Here is a 19486-nt window from a genome sequence, read left to right on the forward strand (position 1 = left end):
GGGCAATCGGACGGAAGAGTCGGGGGATTGGCGATTGGTGCTAGTCGAGCCTTACGGCATCTTTTTGTTATCTTGAGGATACGACGCGCAGAAGGAAATCAGCTGAAAAGGCGCGATTTTTTTCTCAGAATCCGATGTGTCGACAGTCCAACGGTCCGACGACACGCCTTTTATGTGAATCGCCCATCGAAAAAGTCCAGTGCTGGACTTTTTGGACGGGCGACGCTTTTACTGCTGTTCTGCGTATTCGGGGAAGGCGATGGAGTTCTCTTTGAAGATGTGGATGAAGACATCGTCGAAGAGCTCTTCCATGACCGTGTAGGTGCGGCGGAAGGTCGGGCAAGCATCAGCCGGCGGCGTGAAGTTGTCCGTGAGTTCCTGGATCTCCTTGATGATGTCGCCGGCGCCCGTGTGTTCATTCTCGAGCTCCTGCACGAGGGCGAGCGTCTTCTCGTCCGGGTGCGGATGCTGGCGCATCAGCGGGAAGACGAGCTGCTCTTCCTTGGCGAAGTGCTCCTCGAGCTCTGCCTTGAGGCCTGCATAGAGGTGGTGGAGGCGCGTGAGCATCTCGCCGTGGTGCGGGTAGTGGACGATGAGGATCTTGTTGAGCAGCTGCTCCGTCTCGGCCATGAGCTGGCGGTCCGTGACGTGGTGCGTAGCCTCGAGGTCATCGAGCATCTCGAGGACCGTCAGGTCCTTGAACGACTCGATGTCGGCGTGCACGTCCTTCGACTTCGTCGGACGGGCAGCGACTGCATTGAGGTCAGCGAGGAACTTCTCGACATCGAGCCCCTTCTCGCGGACGGCGATGGAGATGGCGTCGTGACCGCCGCAGCAGTAGTCGAGGTGGAGGTTATTGAGGAAGCCGATCGTGTTCGGGTGCGCCTTGACGACGTCGGCCAGTGTCATATCTTTCGTGATCATGGTTATCGCTCCTTTTTCTTCGCTGTGTCTTTGTTCTCGTGTGTGTTTTTCTATCAATCCCATTTGATTCTTGTTCTCTGTTCTTGGAACATCTTCAGTATAAGGGGAGAAGGGGACCTTCTTCTGTAACATCTGGTACAGGATAAAAAAGTGTGCGGATTTTGTGGCCTTTCTTCGGCGAGACACAGATTGTTTATCCAATCGTTATCTTTGTTTCACCGGTTGTTATGCATGGCTGGTAGACTGTAGTCAGTTCGATAGAGAATGTTCCTTTGATTGATAGAGAAGCTTGGAGGAATGATGGATGAGCCGTTTTGTCGCATACTATCGCACGCGCCTGTCGCAGGTGTTTGGCCTCTTATTCTTGGGGGTTGTCATGGTCTCGGAGAAGCAACTTGGTCTTGTGGCGCCGGAGCTGACGGGGATTCTTTTCCTGATTGGCTGTGCGCTGGCAGGCATCGCGGTCATCGGACGACTCTGGTGCGCGCAGTACATCGCGGGCTACAAGGATAATACGCTCGTCGCGGAGGGCCCGTACTCGATGTGCCGCAATCCGCTCTATTTCTTCAGCTTCCTCGGCGCTGTCGGTGTGGGGCTCTGTACGGAGTCTCTGTACCTGACGCTCTTCCTCATCATCTCGTTCGGCATCCTCTACCGCTCCATCATCCACACGGAGGAAATGAAGCTCAAGCGGATCTTCGGCGCGCCGTATGAGAACTACCTCAAGACCGTGCCGCGCTTCTGGCCGAGACTCAGCCTGTTCCACGAGCCGAAGCATTATGAAGTCGTGCCGAGCGTCTTCCGCCACGCCGTCGGTGACGCCATCTGGTTTGTCATCGCCATCGGCATCATGGAGCTCATCGAGGCCCTGCAAGAGAGCGGCCTGCTGCCTATGATGTTCTCCATCTACTGACATCGCTTGCCCGTAAGGCAAGAACCTTACTCCAGAAAAAGCGAGCACCCCTGCCGCAAGGCAACAGAGGTGCTCGCTCTTTTCATGTTCATTTGTCGTGGCATCATCGATTGTTGCGCAGATGTTCCAATTGCATGGATCATGCTTCTAGACTGTCTGGATTCAACAAGAAGTCGAGGATGTTGATGGTCAAGATGCCATCATCATCATGCACGGGGGTCGTGATGTCGGACACAACGATGATTTTCTTGAACGAGTCATCCAGTGCCAATAGCGATGCCTTTTCTTGTTGCATCTTTTCTTCATCGGGCAAACGATAGGCTGACTGGATGTAATATCGCTTGCTGCCCAGATTGGCCACAAAATCTACCTCAAGCTGTTTGGATACGCGTTTCTGCGATACCGTATCGGTATAACGCTTAGTGATAGAGCCGACATCGACATTGTAGCCGCGCATCCGCAACTCATTGTAGAGGATATTCTCCATAAGATGTGTTTCTTCGACCTGCCGGAAGTTAAGTCTGGCATTGCGCAGGCCGACGTCTTCGAAATAGTATTTGACAGGCGTCCCGATGTACTTGCGCCCTTTAACGTCATAGCGCTTTGCTTCATGGATGAGGAATGCATCCTCCAAGAATGAGATATAGCGATGGATTGTGTTGACGCTGATGCTGGATTTCAGTTTGCTCTGGAATGTCGCTTGTATTTTGCTCGGATTGGTCAGGGAACCGATGGATGAAGCCAGCACATCGAGCAAGGACTCCATTTCACTTTCTCGATCTAAACGATTGCGCTCTTGGATATCTTTGAGATAGGTTTCTTGGAAGAGCTGGATGAGATATTGTGACTTTTGCTCGGCAGTTTTCATATTGACCGTCAATGGAAGCCCCCCATATCGGAGATATTCTGCCCATCCATGATAGATATCGCCTTGATATGCTTGCATAAACTCAGCAAAAGACAAGGGAAAGATATGGATTTCATCGCCGCGACCGCGCAGCTCTGTGATGACATCACTCGATAAGAATTTGGAATTACTGCCGGTCACATAGATGTCGACATTACTTTGGTGCAATAATGAATTGAGAACCTCTGGAAAGTCCTTCAGGAGCTGTACCTCGTCAAGCAGCACATAATAGGTACCTTCCGTCCCGATATGTTGACGGAGGTAGTCCATCAGCTGCTCAGGATTGCGATAGCGTCGATTCTGGAACGTATCAAACGCCATACTGACAATGTGTTTTTCATCAATGCCGTGTTCCAATAGATATTTCCTGAATAGTTCGAATAATAGGTAGGACTTCCCACAGCGTCGTATCCCTGTGATGACCTTGATCAGACCGCTGCTCCTGCGATCAATGAGCTTTTGCAGGTAAATGTCTCGTCGAATCAGCATAGTTCGAAGCCTTCTTTCTAAAATATTGAATAAACTGTGGCAAATGGCAACTTTTATTCAATATTTTAGCACGCATCCTGTCTATGTACCACGGAAAAATTGAATAAAATGTGGCAGATGGCAGGTTTTATTCAATTTTTCTCAAGCAATGCGTCAGAAAAAGCAGCGCTCCTGCCGAAGTCTGTCGGCGGGGGCGCTGCTTTTTTATGCATCCGTTGCCTGATGCTGATGGCGTGTCTTATGGTGCTCTACTTTCTCTTTGTACATGTGGCAGTCGGCTTCGGCGAGGACGGCGTCGATGTTGATGGCGGGCAGAGCTGCCATGGAGAAGCCGAGGGAGATGCTGATGCCGGCGGTGTGGAAGCGGTCGTGGAGCCTGTCGTTGATGGCGCTGGCCTCCTGCTCATCCTGCACGGCCTGGATCATGAGGAATTCGTCGCCACCCATGTGGAAGACGGCGTTCGTCGGGCAGCTGTGCACAAAGACGCTTGCTGCCGACTGGATCAGGCGGTCGCCTGCATCGTGGCCGAGTTTGTCGTTCGTCTCCTTGAGGCCGTTGAGGTCGCCGAAGAAGAAGGCGTACATCCCACTCGGCAGGTCCTTGAGGGAGTCGAGCAGGCCGCGGCGGTTCATGACGCCGGTCAGCGGGTCGACTTTGCTCAGGCGGTCGATGCGCTGCATGAGATTGCGGTTGCGCAGCAGGATGGAGAAGAAGCGGGCGAGCGCGCGCAGCAGCGGCAGGGCTTTCTCCATCTGCTCGGGGGCTGGATTGACGACCTCGAGGTAGCCGTAGATGTGGTCGTCGAGGCGCAGGCGCGCGAAGATCAGGCGATGGAGGTTCGGCAGGCGCGGCGCATAGCCCGACTCGCGGCAGAACTGCTCGACGTCATCGATGGTGAAGACGGGGGCCTTGGCGAACTGCTCGTAGATCAGCCGGATGTCCTCGCGCGGGAATGGCTTGATGGTGCGCGAGATCGGCTGCGCCGTGCGCGCCTCCCAGAAGTAGGAGAAGCGCAGCAGCGTCTCGTCCTCTTCGGCGATCAGGACGTAGTCGGCATCGAGCAGACTGCCGAGGCGGTGCATCATCTTGCGGATGCCGTTCTCGGCGTCGAGCTCGTACATGCCCGCGCGGATGATGTCGTTGACGGAAAGCTCCTGATAGAGGACCTTCTCGTGTGCCGCATGGCGCTGCAGGTAGCGGTCGAGGTTGATGCTCATGCAGAAACGGCGGGACTTGCCGTTCCACGGGACGAGCGTGTGACAGAGCAGCATGTCGGCATTCAGGACCTGGCTGTGGAAGATGTCGGTGATGCAGCTCGTGTGGTCGAGCCTATCGAGATAGCAGTCCTCGCAGGGAGCATTGTTGCCCGCCATGAGCGAGTAGCACTTCTTGCCCGTGAGCGGCGTGTCGGGGAGCATGCCGAGCTCGTCGCGCTGGGCCTTGTTGAGGTAGAGGACGTCGTGCGTCTCGGGATCGGTGATGCTCACGCCAAACTCAATCTTGTCGAAGAGCTCGCGCGGGAAGATGAGGTTATCGTTGCTGTAGAGCGTCACGCCGTAGAGCTTCTCTTCCGCACGGTGCAGGCGCTTGACCAAGAGCTGCAGCAGGCTGTCGATGCTGCGGACCTCTGAGCCGTGGGCCTGTGCGTGGTGCAGGAAGAGCGTGCAGTCGTTCCCGTCGACCTTCTCGATGGCGTGGATCTTCTGCGTGAGGTTCAGGATGGCCTGCTGCAGGCGCACATCCTGTGCCGCCTTGGCGAGGATGAGGAAACAGCAGTTGCCGATGCGGGCAAGGCTGCAGGCCGTGGGGATTGCCTGCCGCACCAGCGCGACGATCTCCTGCAGCAGGTGCTGGCGGAACGCCTTGCCGTACTTCATGCCGATGGCATCATACTCCGGCACGTCGAGCAGCAGCGCCGTGTAGTCGTCGCCGTGCAGCCGGAACTCGTCGGCGTACTGTAGGCCGTCCATGAGCATGCCGCTGTAGCTCAAAAGGCCCGTCTCCTCGTCGATGAGGCCGAGCGAGAGGTCCTGCTTGCGGCGTTCGGGCGCATCCTCGAGGGAGTTGATGCGGATGAAGACGCCGACGACCTGCCCGCTCTCGCGGATGGGGTATTCGAAGGTGCGGATCTCCTGGATGAGGTGTCCGATGCTCAGGTATTCCTGCACGTCGAGCTGCGGCTCGCCGGTCTGCATGACCTTCTCCTCGGTCTCCTGTGCGTGCGTCGTGTGCAGCAGCCAGCCGAGCTCGGCGTCCGTCTTGCCGAGGATCTCTGCGACATCCTTGACGCCGCGCCCCTTGAGGAAGGCCCTGCTCGCCCCGCGGAAGCGGTGCTGGCGGTCCTTCCAGAAGAACTCGATGCCCAGGTCGTCCATGAGGACATGCCAGATGGAGGCCGTCAGCGTGTCCGGCCCTGCGGCGAAGAAATCCTTCGAGATGCCGTACGAGTCGAGCATCTGCCGGATGATGGTCTGACGGTCGGGCTGGCGGCTCATGAAATCCCGGCAGAGGCAGACGAGCATCTCGTGCGAGGTCGACTGGACGAGCGCCATGCTCGTGAAGTACATCCAGCCGTAGCGGCCGTCGGCGAGCAGGATGCGGAACGGCGCCGAGATGAAGGACTGCGGATTGCTAGCGGCCCGCTCGTAGAAGGTCTTGGGGTCCGTAAAGGCGAGGAAGCGCTCGCGGTCGGATGGATGCACGTAATGGCCGGCGAACTGGCGCAGGGCAGAGGCGATATTGTGGAACTGCGTGCCGACGCGGATGCTCGTCAGCGTCTCGATGATCTCCACGAGATTCTCGTCGAGGCTCAGATACCAGATGGCATCGTAGGTCAGCACCACATTGCGCAGGAGCCTGTCGAAACGGTGCGCGTTGGCATCGTCGAGCGCCTCCTCCGCGCTGATGTTGTAGAGCCCGACCTGGTAGATCGATTCTTTGTCCACCGTGGCAATCTCCTTGGCCTTGATGCGCATGTACTGGCCGTCATCGACGTACGTCATCGTCTCCCACTGGCCCGTCATCTTGAGGCGGTCAGCGAAGCGGCGGAACTTCTCGTTCATCGGGAAGTAGGCTGAGCGCAGGTTGACGTTGACGCGCTGGACATCCCTCGTACCGATGCTGTGCAGCGACTCGAGGTAGAGTCCGTTGGCCTGCAGCATCGTCATCTCCTGCGTATCATCGCGGACGATGGAAATCGGGATGGGCTGGTTGAGGTCGATGAGGCCCGCCTGGTCAAAGAGCTTTGCCTCCGCACGGGTCTCCACCTGCAGCCCCTGGTCAAGCGCGTACTGGTGGAAGTCCTCGCACGGGATGGGCTTGCCATAGTAGTAGCCCTGGATTTTCTCGCAGCCGATCTCACGCAGGAAGTCGCACTGCTCCTTTGTCTCTGCCCCCTCGGCCAGCGTGTGGATGTGGAGGTCCTTGACCATGCTGACGAGGGACTTGAGGATCTTGCGGCTCTTCTCCGTGAACGGATGCAGGAACTTCATGTCGAACTTTATCGTGTCGAAGTCGTAGTCCTTGAGCACATTGAGCGAGGAATAGCCGCTGCCAAAATCGTCGAGCAGCACGGGATAGCCCCCCTGCTGGAAGCGGCGGATGCCGTCAAGTACCGGCTCCATTTTGTCGACGAGTGCGTTCTCCGTGACCTCGACCTGCAGGAGGCCGAGCGGCAGATCGTATTTCTCGCGGATGGCCTCCGTCGTGGCGAACGGGTCCTGCAGGATGAAGTCGAGGCGCGAGAGATTAACCGAGACGGGCAGCGCGGGCAGGCCATTGTCGAGGCCCTGGCGCGTCATCTTGGCGACGGCGTTGAGGATGTAGGCGTCGAGCTTGTGGATGAGGTGGGCCTCCTCGAGCACGGGGATGAAGATAGCCGGCGAGATCATGCCGTACTGCGGCGACTCCCAGCGCGCGAGCGCCTCCGCACCGACGAGCTTGCCCGTCAGCGTGCGGATGATGGGCTGCAGGTAGAGGCGGATGAAGCCTTTCTCGAGCGCCTGGTCCAGGTACTCGCGCACGTAGTTCTGCATCTTGTGGCGCAGGCCGAGCTCCTGCGTGTAGATGGCCCAGTGGCGCGAGGCATCCTTCTTGATGGTGTCGCAGGCAATCTTGGCCTCGCTGTCGAACGCGACATTGAGGTCCTTCAGCGAGCGCGGTCCCGAGAGAAAGCGGATGCCCGCCTTCAGCGCGATGTTGGGGTTGCCGATATAGGCCTGCACGCGCTGGCAGGCCTTGTCGATGCGCGCCTGCACATTGGCCTCCTCCGCCAGGACCGCAAAGTTGTCCGCGCCGAGGTGGATGACCGGACGCTCCGGGAACACCTCCCGCAGGATACCCTCGATGTGCTGCAGGCAGAGGTCGCCCTGCCGGAAGCCATGCGTGGCGTTGTAGAGGTGGAAGTTCGTGATATTGAAAAAGACCGGACAGGATTTGAGCAGGTGGTACTCCCGCCACTCCCGCTGCAGGATGTCCGCCGCATCCCGCAGGAATTCCTGCCGGCTCTGCTGAGTTCTTCTCATAGTCGTGTCACCGCGTCCTTGTCTTGCCTTACCATCCATGTGTTCGTACGTTCCTAAATCATTTCGTAAATATCGTTCTCAATTTATTTTAACACAAATAGAAAACAAAACGCTATCACACTGTTCTTTTTGCGGAAAAAAGTCCAGCGCTGGACGGTTTCGCCATCGGATACGTGACAGCCTGAGCATACCGGAGCGATGAGAAAAGGATTGACATCTATTGGCAAAGACGTTATAAAGAATCTATCATGACTTACCGAAAGATTGGAAGTCGGCATGAAAGCAGAGAAGAAACGCAAAGAATGGAGAAAGGAAGGATTACGATGCGACTAGCAATCCCTTACGATGACGGTCAGGTCTTCCAGCACTTTGGCCGCAGTGAGCAATTCAAACTCTATGAGGTGAACGACGGGACAGTCGGACGGTCTCGCATCATCGAGAACAACGGGGCCGGCCACGGCGCTCTGGTCACGCTACTCGCGCAGGAACACGTCGATGTGCTGATCTGCGGCGGCATCGGCGCAGGCGCACAGAATGCCCTGAAGGAAGCGGGCATCCGCTTCTACGGCGGCGTACAAGGCGAGGCCGACAAGGCAGCAGCCGACTTTGCAGCGGGACGCCTTGCCTATGACCCCGCCGTCCACTGCGAGCACCACGGCGAAGGCCACGACCATGGTCATGGCCACAACTGCCACCATCAGGATTGAGAGGGGTGTATGGGCATGAAAGCAGATTGTGCCAACTGCAGGATGCATGCGTGCTACACCAAGGGCGTCAACTGCACGGGCGTGGATGAGGCAGACATCCTCGCGGCGTACTCAGAGGAAGAGCGCCGGATCATGAAGGCGGCGGCCTATGTCGAGGGTACCTTCTACAGCAACATCACGCGGTTGGAGGAGACGGCGGAGTTTGCCAAGGCGATGGGCTATCACCGGCTCGGCCTGGCCTTCTGCATCGGACTCAATGCCGAGGCGCGCTACATCGCGCGTTTCTACACGAAGCAGGGCTTCGAGTGCTACAGCGTCTGCTGCAAGAACTGCAGCTTCGCCAAGAAAGAGCTCGGTCTCAAGCAGGTCAAGCCGGAGCTGGAGTATGAAGCCATGTGCAACCCGAAGTTCCAGGCAAAGTTCCTTGCCGATAAGGGCGTGGAGCTCTTCATCTCCTGCGGGCTCTGCGTCGGACATGACGCGCTCTTCAACGCCGCCTGCCCCGGCCCCGTCACGACGCTCGTCGTCAAAGACCGCCTGCTGGCCCACAATCCCCTCGGAGCCATCTACTCGCGCTACTGGAAGCGCAAGCTCGGCATCATGGATGAAGATGAAGTCTAAGCGCCAACAAAAAGTCCAGCGCTGGACATTTTCGCAGGAAACTGCCCGCATAGGATAAGAAAGGCCATGCATCATACGATGCATGGCCTTTCGCACGGTCTATCGGTCTGTGGTTGGCAAAGCAGTGGTCAGAGCAGTGCCTCGATGTCTGCTGCGATGGCAGCCGGCTCTTTCGTCGGCTCGAAGCGCTTGACGACGTTACCCTCGCGGTCAATGAGGAACTTCGTGAAGTTCCACTTGATGCCGTCGCCTTCGAGGTACTCGGGGAAGTTCTTCTTGAGGACGTCCTCGAGGATAGCAGCGTTCGGATGCTCTTTATCAAAGCCCTCGAAGCCCTTTTCCTTCGTGAGGTACTGGAAGAGCGGCTGTGCCGTCTCGCCGCGCACGTCGCCCTTCTCGAAGATCTGGAACGTCACGCCGTAGTTGTAGCGGCAGAACTGCTGGATCTCCGCGTCGCTGCCCGGGTCCTGTGCAGCGAACTGATTGCACGGGAAGCCGAGGATCTCGAGACCCTTGTCCTTGTAGGCGAGGTAGAGCTTCTGCAAGGCCTCGAACTGCGGTGTGAAGCCGCACTTGCTGGCCGTATTGACGATCAGCAGGACCTTGCCCTTGTAGTCAGCCAGTGACTTCTCCTTGCCCTGGCTCGTCTTGACGGTGAAATCATAGATACTCATGATGATCTTCCTTTCTCTTGTGTGCGCCATGCGCTTCTATGTCTTTGCGTTCACGGCGGCGCTCGGCCTGCCGCATGTCTTTCTCATTGCTATGGTTCCAGTATACGGGATGATTTATATTTTGTCAAATCAAATTTTGCAATGCAAGAATAAATCTGAATCATCGTCGGATGGATATGGTATAATATTAACATATCGTATTATTTAGTCGGAGGGATACAAATGAAACAGACCTACAAAAAACTGGCCAGACTGCTGATGACGACGATGATGACCGGCGGGCTGATGCTTGCAGGACAGACGGGCATGGCCGCGCCTGCGCAGCCGACGGTCAACGTGGATGCGGCGACGAAGGACATGCCGAACCATGTCGCGAGCAAGGTGCTCGATGTCAAGGCCGATAAGACAGAAGTCGGACTGATCTCGAACGTCGTCTATGAGCAGGTGCCGAGCCGCGGCTATGCGAATGTGCCGATGCAGATGGACATCCTGCAGCCGAAGACGCAGGCGAAGAAACCGGCCATCCTCTTCGTGACGGGTGGCGGCTTCATCAACGCCAACAAGGACAATGGCATCCAGCTCCGCATGCACCTCGCGGAGCACGGCTATGTGGTCGGCAGCATCAACTACCGCGTCGCGCCGACGGCGAAGTTCCCAGAGCCGCTTGAAGACGTCAAGGCGGCCATCCGCTTCCTCAAGGCGAATGCCGACCGCTTCGGCATCGATCCCGCACGCGTCGGCATCGTCGGCGGCAGCGCTGGCGGCTACCTGACCGCCATGGCCGGCACGACGAGTGGCACGAAGACCTTCGACAAGGGCGAGAACCTCCAGGTCACGAGCGACGTCAAGGCAGCCGTCGACCTCTACGGACTGTCGGACCTCACGCAGGTCGGCTCCGACTACTCCGAGGAAGTCCAGGCAAAGCACCGCTCCGCCGGCGCGACGGAAGCCCTCTGGGTCAACGGCTCGCCTGTCTTCGGCGGCCGTGACGGCGGCATCCTCGCCGACAAACAGGCAGCCGAGGCAGCCAACCCCATCCACTACATCAGCAAGACGAGCGCCCCGATGCTCTTGATGCACGGCACCGCCGACACCATCGTCTCCCCGAGCCAGACCGACCTGCTCTATCAGGCCCTGCAGCAGAACGGCATCCCGAGCGAGCGTTACCTCGTCACCGGCGCCGCACACGGCGGCAAATACTGGGTCCAAGAACCCGTGCTCAACATCATCACCGACTTCTTCGACCGCTATCTCAAATAATGTTTCACTGTCCCCTGATTGATAGGAATCATTCTGATCAGTCAGGGGACTTCTGTCATGCCTGTCATCAGTAGCAGAAATGCCAGCAACATGATATACTCATATCGGCGGTCGATGAGTTGGCCTTCCCTTCTAAAGGGGGTGGTGCTCATGACGAACGAAGAGCTCGCATTGTTGCTGGCATTTCTTCAACTAGTCGTTAGCATTATCGCGTTGCTGAAGTAGTTCAGCGCACAAGGTCTTGCAACGGAACACGGCGCTTTCTTCAATCTTGGTAAGAAAGAGAAGTCTGACGGTTCGAATCATCAGCCGCTTTTCCTTACAAGATCAACGCTATCTTTATTATACCATAAATCCTTTAAGCGTGCATCGAAGTGAGAACGACATCCCTCGGATAAGAAGATAGGGCTAGGGATAAGAAAAGGCAAGCAAGCAATCGGCTGTGGATAACAGCCCACTGCTTTGCTTGCTTTATATATAAATGCTTTCTATTGCTTTCGGCTTCTGGAAGCCTTGCGGCACAAGGCTTTGCGGGGAAATATGGGGACCAGATGTGACCTACAGGGGGACAATTTGTGCCCAATTTACGCCGTTAAAAGGGACAGATTGTGCCCTATAGAGGGACGAATTGTGCCCAAAGATTTATAAAAGGTGGAAATAGGTTGTTTTCATGTCCCTTTATCCATGCTGTAACGAAATAGTATGAAGAGCAAGGCTGTATTCAGCATAGAAGCCAGGTCACATATCGACCTTCTTGGAAGAGCATGGCATGTCGGTCGCGCGGTTCATCGAGCTCTACTGCAAGGCGTGAAAAAGTCCAGTGCTGGACTTTTTGGTGGGAAGTGACTCTGCGTAAGGCAGAAAAAGGAACGGCATAGCACGCGTTATCTGCGGTGCTATGCCGTTCCTTTTTGCTTGTTTGCTTGTCTGGATGTACCTAAAACGCACTTCAGGATTCTTTGTGGTGCGCGTGCATCTGGCGCTTGTTCTCGTACATGAGGGCGTCTGCTTCGGAGAGGATGGTGTCGATGCTGCGGAGGGGCGAGACTTGGACGGTGCAGCCGATGGCGACGCTGACGTGCTGGCGGGCGTAGGTAGCGCGCAGCTCTTTGAGCATGGCGTCGGCTTCCTGTTTGGTGATGTTCTCGACGACCAGCAGGAATTCGTCGCCTCCCATGCGGAAGACGCGCTCGGGGCCTGCGGCGGCGACGAGGACGGTCGCGGCTTTCTTGATGAGCAGGTCGCCGGCCTCATGGCCTTTTGTATCGTTCTCGACCTTGAGGCCGTTAATGTCGCCGAAGAAGAAGGCGAGCGAGGTGCCGTCGGGTATCGTGCGGATGAAGGACAAGAGGGCGCGGCGGTTGCCGACACCGGTGAGCTGATCGCGGTAGCTGTAGGTCTCGAGCCGGCGGATCATATCGCGGTTGCGCAGCATGATGGCGAGGACGCTCGTCAGGGAGCTCAGCAGGAAGGTCGCGGAGGAGAAAGTCTCTGATGCCGGATTGACGACTTCGGTGAAGCCGATGGAGCGGCCGGACTGGGTCAGATGGCCGGAGACGAGGCTCGTGAGCCCCTGCAGCACGGGATGGAACCCCGGATGGAGCTGCAGGAACTGGTCGACGTCGTGGATGATCAGCACGTGGCTGTGCTCAAAGTGGTCGTAGAGTGCCTGAAGGCGGGAGAGCGGGATTTCCTGCGTGTCCTTCATGACGGATTCTGCGGTGTCGCGGCGCCATTCGTAGGTGCTGCTGACAGTCCCGCGTCCGTTCTCCTCGAGGATCAGGAAGCGCTCGGCCTGCAGCGTCTCGCCAATCCTTGCCATCATCTTGCGGATGCCTTCCTCGGGGTCGGGCTCCTGGATGCCGATGGTGATGATGTCGTTGATGACTTCCTCGCGCCGCAGCAAGGTGTTCTTCTCGGATTCGAGGTCCTTCTGGTAGTGCTGGAGGTTTGTCATGATGGAGAAGCGCGCATTCTTGCCCTTCCATGGCACGAGCATGTCGCGCTGCAGGATCGTTCCGCTCGTGAAGTACGCGCTGCGCTTCCAGGTGTGGAGGTGATAGCGCTGCAGGGTGTGATTGATGCAGTTCGTGCAGGGGGCAGCGCGCCCTGCCAGCAGCTCATAGCACTTCCTGCTGCGATACGAATCGGGGCTGACCGGCAATTTCAGCATGTGCAGCAGTGCGGGATTGAAATAGAGGATGTCGTAGGTATCGATGTCGATGAGGGAGATGCCATCCTCTGCCTCCTTGAGCTGGGCCATACTGATCTGGATGCTGTCGCCGCTGGGGCGCTCAAATGGCCAGCGCTGGCAGATGGCGTCGTTGAGGCGCTTGGCGAGCAGGTAGAGCAGCGTGTTGAATCCCTTGGCCTCTGAGCCGCGGATGGTCGTGGCGGTCAGCGTCAGGGTGCAGCTGTAGCCCGCGACTGAGGTGATGCTCTCGACGGTGCTCTTGAGTGCATTGAGGCGCTCCGTCAGGGCATCGGTGTACTTGGCCTTGCTGAAGATGCAGAAGACGCCGCTGCCGATGTAGCAGAAGATGGCCGACTTTGGCGCATGGCCCCGGATGGCCGTACAGATCTCCGAAAGGATCTGCTGCTGTGTCTCGCGGCTGTACTGGTGGACGAGTGCCTTGATCTCGGGGACCTGCAGGATTGTGGCCAGATAGTCCTCCCCACGCCGGACGCGGTCGTCCTCGAGGCGCATGCCAGCCATCGTCATGCCGCGGAACCCGAGGAAGCCCGTATCGTGGTCGAGGATGCCGAGGCTCTCCAGCTCGCGCTTCTCTGTGACGGTGTCTCTGACGTTGATGGAGCCGAGCAGCCCTGTGATCTTCCCGCCTTGGTAGACGGGAAAGGCGGATAGAGAGATGCGCTGTGGGATGCCGTGCACGAGGACGAAGGTGCGGTAGTCACGGCAGGTCTTGCCCTTTTGCAGGATCTCCTTTTCGGCCTGCTCTTCCTCTTCGTCCTGCAGGCACCAGCCGAGTTCCGCGTCGGTCTTGCCGAGGATGGCTTCGGCATCCGCTAAGCCGAAATAGTCGAGAAAGGCAGGATTGACGCCGCGGTAACGCCGCTCATTGTCTTTCCAGTAGAAGGGGATGGATGAGAAGTTGCAGGCGGCCTGCCAGAGCATAGCGGCCTCGTGCAGGGACGACTGCTCGGACGGCTGCAGGTAGGGCAGGAATTTTGGCAGCAGGGCGTGAAGGTTCTCCTGGCGTTCCCAGATGTTTTCGCGCACGCAGATCAGGATGTCCTTGGCCGTGCTCTTGTAGATGACGATTGCATCGAAGATCATCCAGACAAAGCGCCCATCGGGCCGCTTGACTCGGAACATCTCGATTGCCTCAGAGCGGCCCGACCGCTCGGCCTGCTGGTAGATGACGGCCGGATCCAGGAAGCGGCGGAAGCGGGCGCGGTCTTCGGGGTGGATGTAGTGGCGGGCATAGGTGTCGGCCATCTTCTTGAGGTCGTCGACGACATCGCCTGCCTGCCAGAGGGACGTCATGCTCTCGATGACGTAGAGCGCTTTCCGCTGGCGGTCGATGAAGTAGATGCCGTCGTAGACGAGCATGAGGTTGCGGAAGACGTTCTCGTACTGGTGGAAGGCCGTGAGGTCCTGGTCGTAGGTGATGTTGGCGAGGCGTGCGAGCATGAGCGTGAAATCCGGCGTAGCGGCAATCTTCTGGGCGTTCAGGCGCAGGTACTGGCCATTCTCGACAAAGGTCATGTGCTCTTCGCGGACGCTGTGGGCTGCGCTGGCGAGCAGCGTCATGAATTTCTCGCGCATGGGGTAGCTTGCCGTCCGCATGTTCTCGTTGAATTCCTCGCGGCTGCTCGTGCCAGATGTCGCGAGGACCTTCTGATAGGCATCGTTCGCGCTGATGATCTGGGCATCGTCTTCACGGTACTGGAAGATGGCGACCGGAGCATCTGTGATGAGATTGACGAGGCCTGCTGAATCGCAGGCCTGTTCTTCTGACAGCGTCTCGAGGAGCCAGCCCTTTTTCTTGCAGTGCTCGCGCAGGAGCTCATACGGCATGGGGCGTCCGTAGTAGTAGCCCTGGATCTTCTCGCAGCCGATGGAGCGCAGGAAGTCGACATGCTCCTTCGTCTCCGCACCCTCGGCCAGCACGTGGATGCCCATCTCCTTGGCCATCAGGACGATGGAGCGGATGATCTTACGGCTATCCTCGTTGAAGTAGCGCAGGAGGCCCTGGTCGATCTTGAGCTCGTCGAACTCATAGTTCTGCAGGACGTTGAGCGAGGAATAGGCGCTGCCGAAGTCGTCGAGCCAGACCTGATAGCCCGACTGGTGGAACTGGCGCAGCTTGTCGATGAGCAGGTGGCGGTTCTTGACGAGCACCGACTCCGTGACCTCGATGCGCAGGTAGTAGCGCGGGATGTGGTATTGCTCGACGATGTGTTCGACAAAGGCGAGCGGGTCCATCAGGATGAAGTCGTAACGAGAGAGGTTCACAGAGATGGGGACCATCGGGAGATTGTTCTCGAGCTGATAGCGCAGGAGCTGGGCCACCTTCTCGATGACGTAGCGGTCGAGCCGCGAGATCAGGCGCGATTCCTCGAGCACGGGGATGAAGCTGGCGGGCGAGATCGTCCCCTTGACCGGGTCGATCCAGCGGGCCAGCGCCTCGCAGCCGCAGAGTTTGCCGGTCATCGTGCGGATGACCGGCTGGTAGTAGACCTGGATGTGGCCCTGCTCGATGGCCCGGTCGAGGTTGTCGAGGATGAAGATGCGGTCCGCCATGCTCCGGCGCATGGAGTCGTGGTAGAAGGCGGCAAAGCGCGTCGCATCCTTCTTGATGCTGTCGCAGGCGAGCTTCGCCTGGTCGAAATACGCCGTGATGGCGCGGCGGCGCGTGCCGGCTTCCTCGTCAAACGAACCGATACCAGCTTTCATCGTGATATTGGGGAGGTGAATCTCATTGTTGACCGCCTGGCAGAGGTCGCGGATCTTGATCTCGAGCCCCTGACGCGGCACGAAGAGCGCGAAGTTGTCTCCTGAGAGGCGCGTGATATACGACGAGGGGAACTTGCTCTTCAGTATCTGCCCGATCTTGCGCAGCATGCGGTCGCCCTCGTAGAGGCCGTGCGTCTCGTTGTAGACCTTGAAGTTTGTGAGATTCAGGTAGATCGGGCAGTAGAGCATGCCCGTGTCGTCTGGCTGCCGCTTGGCGCGCTGCGCATCGATCTTCTTCTCCACGCGTTGATAGAACGCGTGCATGTTCAGAAGGCCCGTGACCGGGTCGAGGTCACTGACGGCCATGCTGCGCTCCTTGTTGACGAGGTTCAGCATCCAGACTTTGCCAAAGCCCGGCACCGTGCCATTCTGGAACGTCCCCTCGACGTGGAGGTAGACGCCCTCCTTCGTGTAGCAGCGGAAGGCGAGGAACGCATATCCCTCTGCAGCCTCCCCGTGCCGGCTGTTCATGCGGGCCTCGAGGGGCATGTAGTCATCCGCTTCCATGAGCCCCGCGAAGCGCCCCTTCGTCAGCTGGTAGAACTCCTGCTCCGTCTTGCACTGGTAGAGCTTCAGCATCTCCTTGTTGACAAAGAGAATCTGCTCCTCCGCGCTCTGCCGGACCAGGCACACCCCTCCCGCGATCATATCGTAATAGCGATGCAGTTTTTTCTTGATTGGCTCCGCGTCCATGCCGATGTCTCCCTTTCGCGCGCCCCGAATCCCCCGGCAAGACGCGCCACATGTTTTCTATATGGTGATAACAGTTCGCTTTAATAAGACCAAATCCCTGCCGTCTGCTCAAGAAAGTTCGATTCTGCTAAGAGAGCCTGTCTGCAATGCATCGCTTGCAGACAGGCTCTCTTTGACGGTACGGCAAAAAGTCCAGCGCTGGACTTTTTGGTTTAGACCAGGTGGTCCAGCATCTTGTAGAGTTCGCCCTTGAAGGCAGTGATTTCATCGGGGGTGAAGTTCAAATTCCGTTCACTGAGGTAGCAGCGCATCTGCTCGGGGACTTTGCTGACTTCCTCTTTGAAGGCCTGCCCCTTCTCGGTCAGGCGGGCCTCGACGACGCGCTCGTCGATGGTGCTGCGGTGACGCTCGATGTAGCCGAAGCTTTCGAGCTTCTTGAGCACGGGCGTCAGGGTGCCGGAGTCGAGGTAGAGGATGTCGCCGAGTTCGTGCACGGAGATTTCTTTCTTCTCCCAGATGACCATCATCGTGACGTACTGGGTGTAGGTCAGGCCAAGGGCTTTGAGGAAGGGATGGTAGGCCGCGACAATCTTGCGCGCGCAGGCGTAGAGCGGGAAGCAGAGCTGCTTATCGAGCAGCAGGAGATCTTCTTTTTCGTTTTCAGTTGCCATATGTATTCCTTTCATGCGTGTCATGCGTGTATTTCTCGTGGGTTGCATCGATTCTTTGATTCTATTGTATCAAATTTTCTTGGCGTTGCAAAATAGATTTTCTCAACAAAGTTTAGCAAAATGGATGGAGCAGGAAAAGCCGCAGAGCGGCTTTGTGCAGAGTCCGACTCTTTCAGTGAGTGTCGGGGAAGGGCAGTGCAGCGCTCGCGCGCAGGGCATCGACGGTTTCCATGACGGCTTGAGAGATGGCGAGATGTTCGTCGATGGTCTGTGTGTCTCGCTCGGCAAAGAGGCGCGCGATGGCTTGGAACTCGTGGACCATGCGGTGTGCGTAGCGGTTCTCACGGAAGGTCTTCTCTTTGCCGTCTTGAGCGACCGTGACGCTCGGCAGCTCGTTGGGCGCGCCGTCGACGCGCAGCCAGCCGTCCTCACCCTGCACGGTGAAGAAGCCGGGGCTCGCGCTGTCCTTCGCGCCGACGGCCGTAGCGAAGAAGTCCTTGTAGCGCAGCGTTGCGACGCCTGAGGTGTCGATGCCGTTGAAGCCGCAGTTCGCCGTGTAACGGGCCTCCTGCGGCTTGCCAAACAGCGCGATGATCAGGTTGAGGTTATAGATGTTGATGTCGTAGAGCGCACCGCCAAAGCGTGCGGGGTCGAAGGCGGGCAGGACCGTGCCTGCGCGGTAGGCATCGTAGCGGCTCGAGTACTGCGAGTAGTTGGCCTGCACGGCGCGGATGCGGCCGAGCTTCGGCAGGGATTCGCGGATGACGGCGAAGTTCGGCAGGAAGAACGGCGTGACCGCCTCGATGATGAGCTGTCCCTGCTTCTTGGCCAGCGCGCGGATAGCGGCAACATCGCTGCCGCACGGCGCAAAGGGCTTCTCCATGATGACATCATGGCCGCCACGCAAAGCCAGTTCCGCATAGGGCACATGCACGCGATTGGCCAGCCCGACGTAGATGACGCAGTCGCTTGCAAGCAGCGCCTGCATATCCGTGTAGACATGCGGAATCTGCCACTCTGCCGCAAGCTTCTCCGCCTTCGCGCGGCTCTGCGGCCGTGCAAACACACTGTCCACGGTAATCTCCGGCACCTCGCGCAGCGCCAGGAGCGCGTCCTGCACGATCTTCCCCGTGCCAAGCATAGCTAATTTCATGAGAATCCCTCCTACCAGATTGGCGGTCTAACTATATCATATTTTCATTCGACGGTCCGCAGCTCCTTCCCTGCCTGGCTGTGCCAAAGCCGCCATTCCTATTGGTTGCCACTGAAATGTTGACAGATATTTTCCCAGATGATACGATGAATCTATTGGTGTAATTAATATTATTACATTTATAAACGATACGATTCAGATAATGGAGATGGAGACAGTGAAGTATTTACAGATTTTGACCGAAGAGATTCACTCGGTCGTCGTGGCAACACTCAACGAAGAAGGACGCCCGGAGACGCGCGTCATTGACATGATGCTCTACGATGAGCAGGGGCTCTACTTCCTGACGGCCCGCGGCAAATCGTTCTACCGTCAGCTGATGCAGCAGGGCTATGTCAGCCTATCGGGCACGAAAGCAAAGCGGGCCGTGCGCGTCGACGGCAAAGTCCGGAACATCGGCCACAAGAAGCTGGCGGAGATTTTCGCCCACAATCCCTACATGGGGAAGATCTATCCGGGCGATACGTGCGAAGTACTCGAGGTCTTCCAGCTCTACGAGGGGACAGGCGAGTTCTTTGATATCTCGAATCCCGCGCATATCAAGCGCGGCAGCTTTGTCATTGGCAAGGCGGCAGAAGTCGCGACAGGCTATCAGGTCAGCAAAGCCTGCGTCGGCTGTCGGCGCTGCTTGTCCGTCTGCCCGCAAGCCTGCATTACCATGGGAGAGAATGATTGCGCTCACATCGAGGACTCGCACTGCCTGAGCTGCGGCCGCTGTGCCGAAGTTTGCCCGGTACAGGCGATTCATCGTCCTGAAAGATAAATGTAATATTTGCGTTGACATCAAAGACAGGGCGTGTTATAGTAAAACTACAAGATGTAATATCATTAATTACAAAAAGAGATTTACGATAAAAGAACGGCGGCTTGACCGGCGGCCGATAGGAGGAATATTACGCGGGTAAGAAC

General features: G+C 57.5%; 12 protein-coding genes. 5 read left to right on the top strand and 7 right to left on the bottom strand.

Annotated features, from left to right (window positions below):
- Positions 1–228 precede the first annotated feature (228 nt).
- Positions 229–924, bottom strand: a complete 696-nt coding sequence (locus MITSMUL_RS04970; RefSeq protein ID WP_040635505.1) for a DUF542 domain-containing protein — start codon at positions 922–924, stop codon at positions 229–231.
- Positions 925–1228: 304 nt separating this feature from the next.
- Here MITSMUL_RS04970 and MITSMUL_RS04975 point away from each other — a divergent pair, with 304 nt between their 5' ends.
- Complete coding sequence (locus MITSMUL_RS04975; RefSeq protein WP_005840513.1) at positions 1229–1837, top strand: methyltransferase family protein; 609 nt, start codon at positions 1229–1231, stop codon at positions 1835–1837.
- Positions 1838–1976: 139 nt separating this feature from the next.
- Here the strand turns inward: MITSMUL_RS04975 and MITSMUL_RS04980 are convergent, their stop codons facing one another.
- Together MITSMUL_RS04980 and MITSMUL_RS12100 are read right to left on the bottom strand one after the other, a co-directional pair.
- Complete coding sequence (locus tag MITSMUL_RS04980) at positions 1977–3233, bottom strand: ATP-binding protein (RefSeq protein ID WP_005840515.1); 1257 nt, start codon at positions 3231–3233, stop codon at positions 1977–1979.
- Between the two features lie 204 nt (positions 3234–3437).
- Entirely contained in the window at positions 3438–7757 is a 4320-nt protein-coding gene (locus MITSMUL_RS12100) for an EAL domain-containing protein (protein ID WP_050751639.1), read from the bottom strand.
- Between the two features lie 323 nt (positions 7758–8080).
- Here MITSMUL_RS12100 and MITSMUL_RS04990 point away from each other — a divergent pair, with 323 nt between their 5' ends.
- Positions 8081–8464, top strand: a complete 384-nt coding sequence (locus MITSMUL_RS04990; protein WP_040635507.1) for a NifB/NifX family molybdenum-iron cluster-binding protein — start codon at positions 8081–8083, stop codon at positions 8462–8464.
- A gap of 15 nt (positions 8465–8479) precedes the next feature.
- Positions 8480–9085: a DUF1847 domain-containing protein gene (locus tag MITSMUL_RS04995; protein WP_040635908.1), complete on the top strand. Its 606-nt coding sequence runs from the start codon at positions 8480–8482 to the stop codon at positions 9083–9085.
- Positions 9086–9213: 128 nt separating this feature from the next.
- On the opposite strand, the gene MITSMUL_RS05000 is transcribed toward MITSMUL_RS04995, so the two are convergent.
- Positions 9214–9759, bottom strand: coding sequence for a glutathione peroxidase (locus MITSMUL_RS05000; RefSeq protein ID WP_040635509.1), 546 nt, complete (start codon positions 9757–9759; stop codon positions 9214–9216).
- Between the two features lie 222 nt (positions 9760–9981).
- Here MITSMUL_RS05000 and MITSMUL_RS05010 point away from each other — a divergent pair, with 222 nt between their 5' ends.
- On the top strand, positions 9982–11019 hold the full coding sequence (locus tag MITSMUL_RS05010; RefSeq protein ID WP_005840527.1) for an alpha/beta hydrolase: 1038 nt from the start codon (positions 9982–9984) through the stop codon (positions 11017–11019).
- Between the two features lie 949 nt (positions 11020–11968).
- Here the strand turns inward: MITSMUL_RS05010 and MITSMUL_RS12105 are convergent.
- The 3 genes from MITSMUL_RS12105 to MITSMUL_RS05025 form a co-directional block, all read right to left on the bottom strand.
- Positions 11969–16693, bottom strand: a complete 4725-nt coding sequence (locus MITSMUL_RS12105) for an EAL domain-containing protein (protein ID WP_005840530.1) — start codon at positions 16691–16693, stop codon at positions 11969–11971.
- Positions 16694–16905: 212 nt separating this feature from the next.
- On the bottom strand, positions 16906–17364 hold the full coding sequence (locus tag MITSMUL_RS05020) for a MarR family winged helix-turn-helix transcriptional regulator (RefSeq protein WP_040635512.1): 459 nt from the start codon (positions 17362–17364) through the stop codon (positions 16906–16908).
- A 172-nt stretch (positions 17365–17536) separates the two neighbouring features.
- Positions 17537–18517, bottom strand: coding sequence for a Gfo/Idh/MocA family protein (locus tag MITSMUL_RS05025; protein ID WP_005840534.1), 981 nt, complete (start codon positions 18515–18517; stop codon positions 17537–17539).
- A gap of 208 nt (positions 18518–18725) precedes the next feature.
- Between MITSMUL_RS05025 and MITSMUL_RS05030 the strand changes: the two genes are divergently transcribed.
- The gene (locus tag MITSMUL_RS05030; RefSeq protein WP_040635514.1) at positions 18726–19340 is read left to right on the top strand and encodes a pyridoxamine 5'-phosphate oxidase family protein; all 615 of its coding nucleotides are present in this window, start codon (positions 18726–18728) and stop codon (positions 19338–19340) included.
- Positions 19341–19486: the final 146 nt, after the last annotated feature.

Source organism: Mitsuokella multacida DSM 20544 (genome assembly GCF_000155955.1).
GTDB lineage: Bacteria > Bacillota > Negativicutes > Selenomonadales > Selenomonadaceae > Mitsuokella > Mitsuokella multacida.

What these genes read in the sequence shown, in the direction of transcription:
- MITSMUL_RS05000 (WP_040635509.1), bottom strand. Translation starts at nt 9,759, where the DNA reads ATGAGTATCTATGATTTCACCGTCAAGACGAGCCAGGGCAAGGAGAAG.
- MITSMUL_RS04970 (WP_040635505.1), bottom strand. Translation starts at nt 924, where the DNA reads ATGATCACGAAAGATATGACACTGGCCGACGTCGTCAAGGCGCACCCG.
- MITSMUL_RS04980 (WP_005840515.1), bottom strand. Translation starts at nt 3,233, where the DNA reads ATGCTGATTCGACGAGACATTTACCTGCAAAAGCTCATTGATCGCAGG.
- MITSMUL_RS05020 (WP_040635512.1), bottom strand. Translation starts at nt 17,364, where the DNA reads ATGGCAACTGAAAACGAAAAAGAAGATCTCCTGCTGCTCGATAAGCAG.
- MITSMUL_RS12105 (WP_005840530.1), bottom strand. Translation starts at nt 16,693, where the DNA reads ATGGACGCGGAGCCAATCAAGAAAAAACTGCATCGCTATTACGATATG.
- MITSMUL_RS04975 (WP_005840513.1), top strand. Translation starts at nt 1,229, where the DNA reads ATGAGCCGTTTTGTCGCATACTATCGCACGCGCCTGTCGCAGGTGTTT.
- MITSMUL_RS12100 (WP_050751639.1), bottom strand. Translation starts at nt 7,757, where the DNA reads ATGAGAAGAACTCAGCAGAGCCGGCAGGAATTCCTGCGGGATGCGGCG.
- MITSMUL_RS04995 (WP_040635908.1), top strand. Translation starts at nt 8,480, where the DNA reads ATGAAAGCAGATTGTGCCAACTGCAGGATGCATGCGTGCTACACCAAG.
- MITSMUL_RS05010 (WP_005840527.1), top strand. Translation starts at nt 9,982, where the DNA reads ATGAAACAGACCTACAAAAAACTGGCCAGACTGCTGATGACGACGATG.
- MITSMUL_RS05030 (WP_040635514.1), top strand. Translation starts at nt 18,726, where the DNA reads ATGGAGACAGTGAAGTATTTACAGATTTTGACCGAAGAGATTCACTCG.
- MITSMUL_RS05025 (WP_005840534.1), bottom strand. Translation starts at nt 18,517, where the DNA reads ATGAAATTAGCTATGCTTGGCACGGGGAAGATCGTGCAGGACGCGCTC.
- MITSMUL_RS04990 (WP_040635507.1), top strand. Translation starts at nt 8,081, where the DNA reads ATGCGACTAGCAATCCCTTACGATGACGGTCAGGTCTTCCAGCACTTT.